Below are 12,840 nucleotides of genomic sequence, written 5' to 3'. Positions count from 1 at the left end.
GTTTTTCAATCCGCTATAATTCCGACCCCTGTAAAAACTGAGATAGAACTTTGCATCAGAACGTCTATTTACCCGCAGAATTTTTGAAAGAAATGGAAGCCATTCTTCCTGACAGCCTCAATATGGAAGACTTTGTCGCCGCGTGTCAACGCCCTCTCCGTAAAAGCATTCGCGTAAACACGTTGAAGATTTCTATCTCAGAGTTTATTCAGCGAGCTCAAGAAAAAGGCTGGCAACTGTCACCTATACCATGGTGTGAAGAAGGTTTTTGGATCGACGCTGACGAATCACAAACCCCACTTGGCAACACTGCAGAACATATGTCCGGCTTGTTCTACATTCAGGAAGCAAGCTCAATGATGCCTGTATCTGCCTTGTTTAACGAGCAGAGTGACCACTTCATTAGTGTGCTCGACATGGCAGCCGCACCGGGTTCAAAAACCACTCAAATTGCAGCAAAAATGGATAATTCAGGGGTCTTAGTGGCCAATGAATTCTCATCCAGTCGGGTCAAGGTCTTACATGCCAATATTGAACGTTGTGGTGTACGCAACGCCGCGCTGAGTAATTATGACGGCCGAGTCTTTGGTGGCTGGCTGCCAGAACAGTTTGATGCTGTTTTAATTGATGCACCTTGTTCAGGTGAAGGTACAGTGCGTAAAGACGCCGATGCGATGAAGAATTGGAGCAAAGAATCCGTTCTATCCATCGCTGATACCCAAAAAGAGTTGATAGAGAGTGCATTTTACGCACTTAGGCCAGGCGGTGTTATGGTTTACTCAACGTGTACATTAAGCATTGAAGAGAACCAGCAAGTTTGTGCGCACTTGAAAGAGCAGTTTGGCAACCTAGTAGAGTTTGAGCCTCTAGATTCTCTCTTCCCTGAGTCAGAGAAAGCGCTAACTGAAGAAGGCTTCCTGCATGTTTTCCCTCAAATGTATGATTGTGAAGGCTTCTTTGTAGCCAGAATAAGAAAGCTTGGTCCCACTGAAGCACCACAAGTGAAAAAGCGCTTAGGTAAATTCCCATATGAAAAGGCATCCAACAAAGTTCATCAAGAAATCAACAAACAGCTGCGTGATAGTTTAGATATCGAGCTTCCAGAAAATTCGCAGGTTTGGATGCGTGACAACGATGTCTGGCTCTTCCCTAACGCATTAGAAACTATGCTTGGTGAATTCCGTTTCTCAAGAATGGGGATTAAAATCGCTGAAGCTCATAAAAAAGGCTACCGATGGCAGCATCAGGTCGCGACAGCGTTAGCTACTGGTCAAGAGTCAAACTGTGTCACACTTTCTACAGACGATGCCCGCGAATGGTTTATGGGTAGAGACGTTCGACCGGAGAATCTATCAGGCAAAGGTGAAGTGATTGTAAAGCTTGGTAACGATGTGATTGGATTAGGAAAATGGGTCGGAAATCGAGTGAAGAATGGTCTGCCTAGAGAGCTAGTGCGAGATAAAAATCTATTTTAAATCGCAAAATATGAGTAGAAAATGCCAGAACTGCCTAGCAAAACAATGACAATGTACTACACTTTAGTCAATGATAAAGCAAATAATATCAACCAGTTAGCGCAGGCTCTATAAGAGCCATTCCCCTGGGCCCAAAGCAATATCCGCTTCGGGCCTTTTTTTGGCCTCAATTACGAAACGATGCGAATACCATCTTCCTCTATCGTAATTTTTCCTTGCTTATATAAGCCACCGATTGTTTTCTTGAATGTCCCTTTGCTGGTACGAAACGCGGCAAAAATACTTTCCGGTGATGATTTGTCATTCAAAGGTAGAAAGCCTCCCTTCTTTTCAAGAAGATCCAATACTTTTTGGCTCAAGTCATCCATCTTAGCAACACCGATTTTCTGCAAAGAAAGGTCCACTTTGCCATCTTCGCGAATACCCTTGATATACCCTTTGAGTCGTTTACCTACAAACAATTTACCAAAAACATCGGATTTGAAGATCATACCCCAGTGTTGGCCTTCCACGATCGCCTTAAAGCCTAAGTCACTGCGCTCAGCAATAATTAAGTCTACTTGCTGATTACGCTGGTAATTCGCAGGTGTCTTGTCTAGCAGTTTGTTAAATTTAGTCGTACCAACAATTCGACCAGAGGCTTTATCTGTGTATACGTACACTAGAATGGTTTGGCCTTCCGAGTAGCGCGAACGCTGCTCACTAAATGGGATTAACAGATCTTTGCCTTTTATTCCCCAATCAGCGAAGGCACCAGTACTGTTGATTCCTTGAATCTTCATCAACCCCCACTCGCCCACTTGAGCAATTGGGGTTTCAGTTGTCGCAACCAGCTGATTATCAGAGTCGAAATATAAGAAAGCATCAATAAATTGACCTACTTCGGTGCCTTCTGGAACAAACCTATTGGGTAGTAGGCTAGTGCCGTAATCGCCTGCATCGAGAAATACGCCAAAATCTGCTTTTTTTACTACTTCTAAGTGGTTTATTTGACCAACTTTAATCATTTCAACTGTCTCTTGCTAAATTTGCGGTGATTATACCGAAACTCTGTTATGCTTTCGCCAGATAATTATATTTTTTTCAGGAGTATTCTTTGCTCACCGTTGATAAGCAGGACGGCATCACTCTTAAGATTTCCCACGCTATGGCTTCATCCAAGAAGTCAGATCTTGACCTCTACTTTTTCATTCCTGGCGAGCTCGGCCTAACACCAGATGTACTCAAAGAGAACGAGATTTATTACGAGTCCATCGTACAGAAACGTGCCTACTTTAGTGACAAAACACTATTGCCACTCGTACACAGCCGTTTGGCAAAGCGCGGGCGCCTGTCTTCGACTCAATACCGCGTTAGTTTGAGCTTGTTTGCCTATCAGTATGTGATTGCATTGGATAAAGCCGTCAATGAACTCAATAAACATAATTCAGACGTTGTAACCACCGATGAAGTAGATGAAGTTATAGAGTTGGCATTAGATATCTTGAAAAAGTTAAGACGAAGCATTCCTTACGAGGAAAGCATCAAGCGCTACTACGCTAACATAGACAACTATCTTTCTTGGTATACAGGCCAGCGTTTTCTGTCCCTGATCGCTCACATGCCACGAGACAATGACTACAAAACTATCAAAGATCGACTCTTGGCTATTGTTGAGAAAGAAGCTGCACACCGTAAGCTTAACAATTACAACTCGAAAAGCGTTCGTGACGACGTAACCCGTCTCAGTAATAAAATGCGCTTGCTGCGCCGCTTGATTGAGCACCCCGTTGTGTTAAAAGCTAAAACTCAATCACTTGGAAAAAACATGAAGCGAGTGGTCAAAGGCTCAGCAACCGGCTTTGTCATGGTTTTTGTCACCATTACAGCGATTCTCGCACGGGACTATTGGGGAGAAATCACCGTCTCTTTCATCATTTTGATGTCATTTGTGTATGCGCTGCGCGAAATATTCAAAGATGATCTTCGCGATGTCATGTGGCGATGGATTCGCAAAGGTCGACCAAAATGGCGCCAATACTATTTGGACCCAACGACGAACAAAGCCGTGGGCCAAAAGTTAGAGTGGTTAGACTATAAAAACATCCTTAAGCTGCCTGACCGCATCCAGAACATCCGTAAGAAACGTGTTGTGCAACGTGAAGAGCAAATTCTCCACTACCGTTCTGAAACCGAGATGTCAACGTCCAAATTTATGAGCGGTTACGAAGAAACTCGAGAGTCGATGATGCTCAGTATGAGACCATTTATGCGTTTGATGGATAAGGGTTCGAATAAAGTTTACACACTAAACAACGGTCAGGTCAGCAAAGAATCCGTTGAAAAGCGGCATCTGATTAACCTCATCGCCAAAGAAGATAGCCATGATGGAACACCTCATTATTATCGTTGGAAAATTGTTCTCAATCGAAACAAAATTGTTGCCATTGAGCAAATTGAGATAGATGACGTTAGTCACCCATTTTCTTCAATGACAGAGTAAGTTGAAACTCTGCCATCGGCTCGTCACCATGTAGGCTTGGACAAACTGCGATAATCCTCACTGGCTGGTTAATTCTCTCTCCGGTCTCCATTGTTTGATCCAACATTTTGTCAATGACTGCCCCATCGTTGCAAACAAAGTGAACGTCACCCTCTGGCCGTTTGAGGAATTGCCCGTCAACAGCTTTAAAGGCCAGAGATACTTTATGGCCTCTGTCTTGAGCTTTGCTCATCGCCATAAACCCACCAGCTACATCTGCTCCGACCGCCAGCACACCGAAATACATACTATTAAGATGGTTCTTAGTTTTTCTTTTGAGGGGTATTTTTACTTCAACTGAGTCAGAATCGAGTTTGAGTATTTTTGGCCGACACAACCAAATCAAGGGGACTTTAAAGAATCCGAAAAGTTTAAGGTACAAATTGGCTTTAGTAAGTGGAGAAAGCATTTAACTGGTCCGACATGTCACTCTGTGTATCCCTAGTTCATAACGAACAAAGGTTGATGTCAACATTTTGTTAACATCAACCTTTTGAAGTTATATCGAAGTCACCTATTTTCAGGTTACGACGTCACAACAACTTGGATGTAAGCATGCTCAAGAATGTATTCCCGTATTTTACTGTAGCGAGCAAGTCCACTAGTTACGACCAATACAGGCTTAGAATTGTGATTTGCCGCTTTGACTGCCATATCCACTAGAGCGATCACGGCTTCGCTCTGAGGGTCGAACAGGTGTTGCAAATCTTCACTGAGCCTGTCAACACCAAGCGTATACTGAGAGAGGTTCTCTAGGTTAATGACTAAGCCATCGAAGTAATGCAGCAATCGCTCTGAGAGCAGCGCAGCAGACGGAACATCAACAGTATACAAAACCTTCAACCCGTTTAAACCTCTTGGCAGCCCCTGCTCTGCCAGTAAATCAATAATCTTGGCTGCATCAGACAATGCTCTGACAAATGGGACCACAATCTCAACTTGTACGCCTTGCTGCCGCAACGCCTTGAGAACTTGACACTCCAGAGCAAATGCATGACTAAACTTAGTTTGAGCGTAACGAGATACACCGCGCAAGCCTAATGCTGGGTTGACTTCTTGTGCTTCAGCTTTCCCACCGAGAAGTGAGCTCAATTCGTAACTATCCGCATCACTTAACGCGACACGCACAGATTGATGGTTGGGCTTCACCGACTGCATAATTCGTTCAGTTAACGTGGCGACAAAATGGTCTTCCATCGAAACTTCGCCAAGTATCGCGTCAATAGAGCTGAGTTCAACGTCACTCAGAATGGACCCAACATTTTTAAAGCATGGGTGGTAGAAAATATTTTCTGAGACTAAATCGGAGAGAGAAACAAAGAGGTGTGTGCTTTCTGAAGACGGTTCTTCACCCGGTATTGCATCACCTAAATTGAGTCGTGATTGCCATTCATCTGAAGTATTAATGCTCATTACTGCTCCGTGCATTTTATTGTTCGATTCTTTCCTGAACATACCGACAGAACCAAAGTAAAACAAGTTAAAATGCATTTTTATAAATTTTGAATGCATAATATCTCACCCACCAAAGATGGGCACGCCAAGAATGAAGATAAGAGGTTTATTCCTAATGATGTTTCCGTTATCTTTACCGCTTCGCAATAAAAACAACAGGCTTTCGTATGCCACTCAAAACCGATGAATTAAGAACCCAACCATTGGGTCCAATGCCAACTCCGGCAGAACTTGGAAACGCCCATCCAATTACGGAAGACGTAGCAAAACGCATCGCTGAATCTCGCCGCCAAATTGAAAAAATTCTTGTAGATCAAGATAATCGCCTGTTAGTCATTGTTGGGCCTTGCTCAGTTCATGACACTGAAGCCGCACTTGATTACGCTAAACGCCTAGCGGAGGTTCAGGAGCACTACAAAGACGAATTGTTTGTCGTCATGAGAACCTATTTTGAGAAGCCGCGCACTGTTGTTGGTTGGAAAGGCTTGATCACTGACCCTAACCTAGATGGTTCTTATGCATTAGAAACGGGCCTAAACAAAGCTCGCAAGCTTCTTCTAGATATCAACAAACTCGGATTAGCTACGGCGACCGAGTTCCTAGATATGATCACTGGCCAGTATATCGCTGACTTAATCACTTGGGGCGCAATTGGGGCACGTACAACTGAGTCACAAATTCACCGTGAAATGGCTTCAGCGTTATCATGCCCTGTCGGGTTTAAGAACGGTACGAACGGCAACATTAAGATAGCGATCGATGCAATTCGCGCATCTCACGCCTCACATTACTTCTACTCACCAGATAAAAACGGTCGTATGACTGTTTATCGCACCAGCGGTAACCCGTTCGGGCACGTGATTCTTCGGGGAGGCGAAAAAGGTCCCAATTTTGATGCAGGATCTGTAGAAGAGGCCTGTCAACAACTTGAAGAGTTTGGTTTGCCTCAGCGACTAGTCGTCGATTTCAGCCATGCCAACTGCCAAAAACAACATCGCAAACAACTTGATGTTGCGAAAGACATTTGCGAGCAGATCAAATCTGGCAAAAATCAGATTGCGGGTATCATGGCAGAAAGCTTCATTATCGAAGGCAATCAGCCAATGAAAGACATAAGCAATCTTACATACGGTCAGTCAATCACCGACCCATGTTTGAGCTGGGAAGATACATCAACCATGCTAGACATGCTGGCAACCGCCGTTAAATCACGCGGTTAAACGAGAGGAATAAGAATAATGCCATCTTTTGATATTATATCTGAAATTGATACGGTTGAACTACGTAATGCCGTAGATAATGCGTCACGAGAATTGTCTACTCGCTTCGACTTCCGCGGCGTTGATGCATCATTTGAAATGCAAAAAGATGAATCTGTGCGCCTAAATGCTGAAGGTGATTTCCAGCTAAAACAAATGCGCGATATTCTTCGCTCACACCTGACAAAGCGAGGAGTCGACGCCAATGCAATGGAAGCAAAAGCTGAAGAGGCTTCCGGTAAGAACTGGCATCAAATCGTAGTTTTCAAGCAAGGTATTGATACACCAACAGCCAAGAAAGTCGTGAAGGCAATTAAAGATGCGAAGCTAAAAGTGCAAGCGTCCATTCAAGGTGAAAAGGTAAGAGTCACAGGTAAAAAACGTGATGATCTACAAGCAACTATTGCTATGATTCGCGAAGCTGACCTAGGCCAACCATTCCAGTATGATAACTTCCGTGACTAACTAATGCGTTCCATTGGGATTTATCTAGCAACAAGCCCGCAAAGTGCGGGCTTGTTTTAATATAAACAAGATAACTAAACAGAACCTAACCTAATATGTGTATCATTGTTCTTGAGCAGATTATATTGAGATGAATCCGGTTCGACCAATATGACCACTCGTAACTTTTCACTTCTTGCGTTACCCAGTCTCTCAGACAAATCCACGTCACTGTGATATTCTTCCCTTTCAGCATCTCTTCTAATGAGATCCACAAATTCAAACGGGCAACCTTTGTCAAACAACACGAGCTCTGCTTGCTGCATCATCCGCAACGCTTTGAGAGGAAGAAGCTCGACATCATTTCCATAATCTATCCACGTCACCATGCCTTTATCGTCAATCTGATTTCCAAACATGCTCAAGTAAATATCTTCTAGCTGTGAACGTTGAGTCGCCAGTTCAGTGTCTGGATGATCGAAGAATGACTCCCAAAACTTACGCCTGAGGTCAACAGAAGGTAAACGAAGCTTGATATCGCTTCGCTTTGACGCCCCGAAATCCGCAAGTAGTGACAGGTTTTGTGGCAAAGTGGCCTCAAACTGTTCTCTAATGTTACGTACCAGCACGGGCGACGCACCACCACTCGAAATTGCGATTTGAATTCTCCCCCGATTTATAATTGATGGGGTTATAAAATCACAATAGGGCTGATCATCCACCACGTTGACAAGTAAACCTAACGCTTTGGCATCATGATAAACGCGATGATTAAGATCTGGATTGTCCGTTGTGGCCCACACTTGAATGTATTTGCGCTCCAATACGTCTTGCGAATAAAAATTTTGTATCCACACACACTCGTTATTCACCACCAGTTTCTGCAAATAAGGTTCTATTTGGGGTGACACTATGGTTACGTTTGCGCCTGAACGAATCAGGCTGTCTACTTTTCGACAAGCGACTTCTCCTCCTCCAACAACCAGAACGGGTTTGTCGGTAAGGTTCATAAACAGAGGAAAATACTGCATTTCTATCCTTGGGCAATGATAAGACCTATTCAGAATATACTACCAAAAATGGGGCACATAGATAAACCCAACAATAAACATCGTATGATTTATCACCAAATTTAATATTATTTATAGAATTATCTTTTAAATCTGTTCAAATCAACGAAATGTAAATATTATGTAAACAGTAAATTATGGTGAGTCTCTACGTTTGCACCATTAGTGTGATGCCTTGCACTATTTACATTCGTTTAACATTTGGTCATCCTACCAACAGGTCAGGTTTGTAAATTCAATTAATAAATCTTTTTAAATTATATATTTGAGAATTTACCGATCTTTTCCTACGCTTATAAACGGTTGATTTATATACAACTCAAATCTGAGTAATCAACCAATAACTATTGAAACACAACAATTTTTTCATTCGTTGTATCAGGTGTTACCTGGTTTAACATGGATCATACAGGAAGGATACAAATGGCGAACAAACTAACACTTCTTGCTTCAGTAGTAGCTGCTTCAACTGCGCTGATGTCTACAAGTGCTTTTGCAGCAGATAGCACTCTGGATAAAGTGACTAAGCAGGGTTTCCTAACTTGTGGTGTAAGTACAGGTCTACCAGGATTCTCTAACCCCAACTCAAAAGGCGAATGGGAAGGTATTGACGTAGAGTACTGTCAAGCACTTGCTGCGGCCGTGCTTGGTGATAAATCAAAAGTTAAATATGTCCCGCTGACCGCTAAAGAACGCTTCACCGCACTGCAATCTGGTGAAATCGACGTTTTATCTCGTAACACAACATGGACTTTACACCGTGATACCGCTCTGGGTCTGAACTTCGTAGGCGTCAATTACTACGATGGTCAAGGCTTTATGGTTAAGAAGGATCTTGGCCTGAAGAGTGCAAAGGAACTCAATGGTGCATCGGTTTGTGTTCAGTCTGGTACCACAACAGAACTAAACCTAGCTGATTACTTCCGCAACAATGGCATGTCATACAAGCCTGTAGTATTCGATACAGCAGCTCAAACTTCAAAAGGTTTCGATGCGGGTCGTTGTGACGTGCTAACTACTGACCAGTCAGGTCTGTATGCACTTCGCTTAAACCTTCAGGATCCAAGTTCAGCTGAGGTACTACCCGAAATCATTTCTAAAGAGCCTCTTGGCCCTGTAGTACGTCAAGGTGACGATCAATGGTTCAACATCGCTAAATGGACGCTGTCAGCGATGGTGAACGCAGAAGAGTACGGTATTTCTTCCAAAAATGCGGATGAGATGCTCAAATCTAAAGATCCAAACGTTAAACGTATTTTGGGTGTCGAAGGACCTAAAGGCAAAGGCCTTGGCATCCGCGACGATTGGGGCTACCAAGTTGTTAAACAAGTGGGTAACTACGGCGAAAGTTTCGAGCGCACTGTAGGTAAAGGTTCTCCACTACAAATCTCACGTGGTGTAAATGCACTTTGGAATGCGGGTGGCTTTATGTACGCTCCACCAATCCGTTAAACAAAACATAACAACAAAATGGGCGGTAGTAAGCCGCCCTTTTTACAAAATGGATTTGAGGTTATAGCTGTATGAAACCGACTAATACTGTTGCGTCGAAGACGGATAGCGGAACGACTTCTAACGCGAGCCTTTTATACAATCCCACCTTTCGATCAGTCGTATTTCAAATCATTGCGATACTAGCTCTGGTCTTTTTCTTCTACACAATAGTCAATAATGCACTGACTAACTTGGAAGCACGTGGTATCGCCACGGGTTTTGGCTTTCTGACGCAAGAAGCGGGCTTTGGGATTGGCCTAACGCTGATTGAATACGATGAAACTTATTCTTATGGCCACACATTTATTATCGGCCTCCTCAACACTGCCTTAGTTTCTGTTCTCGGTATTATCCTTGCTACAGTGATTGGCTTTATTATGGGTATTGCTCGCCTGTCATCAAACTGGTTAGTCAGCCGGCTGGCCGCTGTTTACATTGAGACATTCCGCAATATCCCTCTTCTTCTACAGATATTCTTTTGGTATTTCGCCGTCTTACAAGCGCTACCTTCAGCAAGGCAAAGTCTCAGCCTTGGCGAGGCCATTTTCTTAAATGTGCGTGGGTTGTATTTCCCATCACCGATTTTTGAAGCTGGTTCAGCAATTGTTGTTGCTTCGTTATTGATAGGGATCGTTGCCACTGTCTTTATCAGTATTTGGGCACGTAACAAACAACGTCTGACAGGCCAACAAACGCCAATGGGTCGAATTGCGTTGGGGTTGATTGTTGTTTTCCCAACAGTGGTCTACTTCCTTATGGGGTCACCTATTTCAGCAGAATACCCTGAGCTCAAAGGTTTCAACTTTCAAGGTGGAGTTAGCATCATCCCAGAGTTGGCAGCACTGCTACTGGCTTTGAGTATCTATACCGCATCGTTCATCGCTGAAATTGTACGTTCAGGTATCAATGCCGTTAGCCATGGGCAAACAGAAGCAGCAATGTCACTTGGCTTACCCCGATCTAGAACATTGAAACTCGTTATTGTTCCGCAAGCACTGCGAATCATCATTCCACCTCTGACAAGTCAATATTTAAACCTGACCAAGAACTCATCGCTTGCGATGGCAATTGGATACCCGGATTTGGTCTCTGTATTTGCTGGTACAACGCTCAACCAAACAGGTCAGGCAATTGAAATCATTGCGATGACAATGGCCGTTTATCTATCATTGAGTTTGATTACATCAGCTCTGATGAATATCTATAATCGTAAAGTTGCTTTGGTGGAGAGATAGCATGAAAGTACATCAATTTCAGCCGGACCTGCCACCACCAGCGAACACAGTCGGTATGGTCGGATGGCTACGCAAGAACCTATTCAATGGCCCGGTAAACTCCATCCTGACAATTGTCTTGGCTTATTTAGCGATATCGCTTCTGTGGACAGTTTTTGATTGGTCAATACTCAAAGCCGATTGGGTGGGCACCACTCGTGACGCATGTTCTCGTGAGGGCGCTTGCTGGGTATTTATCAGCGTACGATGGGAACAGTTTATGTATGGTTTTTATCCCCAAGAAGAACTGTGGCGCCCTCGACTGTTTTACTTTACGCTTGCCATTTTTACCATATTGCTTGGGTATGAGAAGACACCAAAACGTCTTTGGATCTGGCTGTTTTTCGTCAACATCTACCCATTCATCATTGCGGCATTACTTTACGGTGGTGTGTTTGGACTAGAAGTTGTAGAAACACACAAGTGGGGCGGATTGCTGGTTACTTTAATCATTGCGTTGGTCGGTATCGTGGTGTCGCTGCCTATTGGTGTCGCACTGGCTCTGGGTAGACGTTCTGAAATGCCAATAATTCGAAGTATTTGTACCGTATACATTGAGATTTGGCGTGGCGTACCGCTTATCACGGTTTTGTTTATGGCATCAGTGATGCTGCCATTGTTCCTTGCAGAAGGCTCTGAAACCGATAAACTTATCCGTGCTCTAATCGGTGTAGTTATGTTTAGTGCAGCTTACATGGCAGAAGTGGTCCGTGGTGGTCTTCAGGCGATACCGAAAGGTCAGTATGAAGCGGCGGATGCATTAGGGTTAAGCTATTGGAAAAAGATGGGCTTAATTGTTCTTCCTCAGGCGTTAAAGATCACTATTCCATCTATTGTGAACACCTTCATTGGCCTGTTTAAAGACACCAGTCTAGTACTTATCATCGGTATGTTTGATGTACTGGGCATTGGCCAAGCGGCTAACACTGACCCTGAATGGTTAGGGTTTGCCACTGAAAGTTATGTATTTGTCGCGTTAGTGTTCTGGGTATTTTGTTTCGGCATGTCGAGATATTCGATTTGGCTAGAGAACAAACTTCATACCGGTCACAAACGATAACAGGAAGCTCAAGGACGTATTATGACGCAACAACAAGATTACATGATCCAAATTAAGGATATGAACAAGTGGTACGGAGAGTTTCACGTACTGAAAAACATCAACCTTGATGTCAAAAAAGGCGAAAAGATCGTTATCTGTGGTCCTTCAGGCTCAGGAAAATCGACCATGATTCGCTGTATCAACCGCCTTGAGGAGCACCAAAAAGGGCAGATTATCGTCTCTGGTAATGAGTTGACCGAAGACTTAAAAAATATCGAGGCGGTTCGTCGTGAAGTCGGTATGTGTTTCCAACACTTCAACCTATTTCCCCACCTGACCGTATTGGAAAACTGCACACTGGCACTGATTTGGGTGAAGAAAATGCCCAAAGAAGAAGCCAAAGCCATTGCGATGAAGTATTTAGAGCGGGTTAAGATCCCTGATCAAGCAGAAAAATACCCGGGCCAGCTTTCTGGTGGTCAACAACAGCGTGTGGCTATCGCTCGCTCGTTATGCATGAGCCCTCAAGTGATGCTGTTTGACGAGCCAACATCAGCACTTGACCCAGAAATGGTACGCGAAGTGCTCGATGTTATGGTTGAGTTAGCCGAAGAAGGCATGACTATGCTCTGCGTGACTCACGAAATGGGCTTCGCGAAAGAAGTCGCAGACCGTGTGATTTTTATGGATGCCGGTGAAATCATCGAAGAAAACAACCCTGTCGATTTCTTCGAAAACCCTCAGTCGGATAGAACACAAAACTTCCTGGCACAAATCTTAAGTCATTAACAAATAATGAGTTAATA

General features: G+C 43.7%; 12 protein-coding genes. 8 read left to right on the top strand and 4 right to left on the bottom strand.

All coding sequences use genetic code 11. From position 1 onward, the window contains the following. The first annotated feature begins 50 nt into the window (after window positions 1–50). Window positions 51–1,475, top strand: a complete 1,425-nt coding sequence (gene rsmF / locus TW84_RS00080; protein WP_084720163.1) for a 16S rRNA (cytosine(1407)-C(5))-methyltransferase RsmF — start codon at window positions 51–53, stop codon at window positions 1,473–1,475. A gap of 170 nt (window positions 1,476–1,645) precedes the next feature. Here the strand turns inward: rsmF and TW84_RS00075 are convergent, their stop codons facing one another. Then, the gene (locus TW84_RS00075) at window positions 1,646–2,482 is read right to left on the bottom strand and encodes a CvfB family protein (RefSeq protein ID WP_045973457.1); all 837 of its coding nucleotides are present in this window, start codon (window positions 2,480–2,482) and stop codon (window positions 1,646–1,648) included. A gap of 89 nt (window positions 2,483–2,571) precedes the next feature. On the opposite strand from TW84_RS00075, the gene TW84_RS00070 reads away from it, so the two are divergent. Beyond that, window positions 2,572–3,957 carry a hypothetical protein gene (locus TW84_RS00070; RefSeq protein ID WP_045973455.1) on the top strand — a complete coding sequence of 462 codons (1,386 nt, stop codon included), beginning with the start codon at window positions 2,572–2,574 and terminating at the stop codon, window positions 3,955–3,957. Here the strand turns inward: TW84_RS00070 and TW84_RS00065 are convergent. Both TW84_RS00065 and TW84_RS00060 read right to left on the bottom strand, forming a co-directional pair. Continuing rightward, the gene (locus tag TW84_RS00065; protein WP_045973453.1) at window positions 3,926–4,405 is read right to left on the bottom strand and encodes a DUF4442 domain-containing protein; all 480 of its coding nucleotides are present in this window, start codon (window positions 4,403–4,405) and stop codon (window positions 3,926–3,928) included. The genes TW84_RS00070 and TW84_RS00065 overlap by 32 nt on opposite strands. 116 nt (window positions 4,406–4,521) lie before the next feature. Further along, on the bottom strand, window positions 4,522–5,409 hold the full coding sequence (locus TW84_RS00060; RefSeq protein WP_045973894.1) for a putative PEP-binding protein: 888 nt from the start codon (window positions 5,407–5,409) through the stop codon (window positions 4,522–4,524). A gap of 209 nt (window positions 5,410–5,618) precedes the next feature. Between TW84_RS00060 and TW84_RS00055 the strand changes: the two genes are divergently transcribed. Next, window positions 5,619–6,671: a 3-deoxy-7-phosphoheptulonate synthase gene (locus TW84_RS00055; protein ID WP_045973451.1), complete on the top strand. Its 1,053-nt coding sequence runs from the start codon at window positions 5,619–5,621 to the stop codon at window positions 6,669–6,671. 18 nt (window positions 6,672–6,689) lie between these two features. Beyond that, window positions 6,690–7,175, top strand: coding sequence for a YajQ family cyclic di-GMP-binding protein (locus TW84_RS00050; protein ID WP_045973449.1), 486 nt, complete (start codon window positions 6,690–6,692; stop codon window positions 7,173–7,175). A gap of 74 nt (window positions 7,176–7,249) precedes the next feature. On the opposite strand, the gene TW84_RS00045 is transcribed toward TW84_RS00050, so the two are convergent. Further along, window positions 7,250–8,185, bottom strand: coding sequence for a precorrin-2 dehydrogenase/sirohydrochlorin ferrochelatase family protein (locus TW84_RS00045; protein ID WP_045973447.1), 936 nt, complete (start codon window positions 8,183–8,185; stop codon window positions 7,250–7,252). A 462-nt stretch (window positions 8,186–8,647) separates the two neighbouring features. Here TW84_RS00045 and TW84_RS00040 point away from each other — a divergent pair, with 462 nt between their 5' ends. The 4 genes from TW84_RS00040 (at window position 8,648) to TW84_RS00025 (ending at window position 12,823) form a co-directional block, all read left to right on the top strand. Then, window positions 8,648–9,676, top strand: a complete 1,029-nt coding sequence (locus TW84_RS00040; protein WP_045973445.1) for an amino acid ABC transporter substrate-binding protein — start codon at window positions 8,648–8,650, stop codon at window positions 9,674–9,676. A gap of 71 nt (window positions 9,677–9,747) precedes the next feature. Beyond that, a complete protein-coding gene (locus TW84_RS00035) occupies window positions 9,748–10,953 on the top strand; it encodes an amino acid ABC transporter permease (RefSeq protein ID WP_045973443.1) in 1,206 nt (401 codons plus the stop codon). Window position 10,954: 1 nt separating this feature from the next. Beyond that, the gene (locus tag TW84_RS00030; RefSeq protein WP_045973441.1) at window positions 10,955–12,052 is read left to right on the top strand and encodes an amino acid ABC transporter permease; all 1,098 of its coding nucleotides are present in this window, start codon (window positions 10,955–10,957) and stop codon (window positions 12,050–12,052) included. Between the two features lie 21 nt (window positions 12,053–12,073). Beyond that, window positions 12,074–12,823, top strand: a complete 750-nt coding sequence (locus TW84_RS00025; protein ID WP_006962120.1) for an amino acid ABC transporter ATP-binding protein — start codon at window positions 12,074–12,076, stop codon at window positions 12,821–12,823. The last annotated feature ends 17 nt before the right edge of the window (window positions 12,824–12,840 follow it).

It is taken from the genome of Vibrio neptunius (genome assembly GCF_000967495.1).
Taxonomy (GTDB): Bacteria; Pseudomonadota; Gammaproteobacteria; order Enterobacterales; family Vibrionaceae; genus Vibrio; species Vibrio neptunius.
The sequence above is the reverse complement of the archived record's forward strand: the minus strand, read 5'-3'. Positions and strand labels throughout refer to the sequence as shown.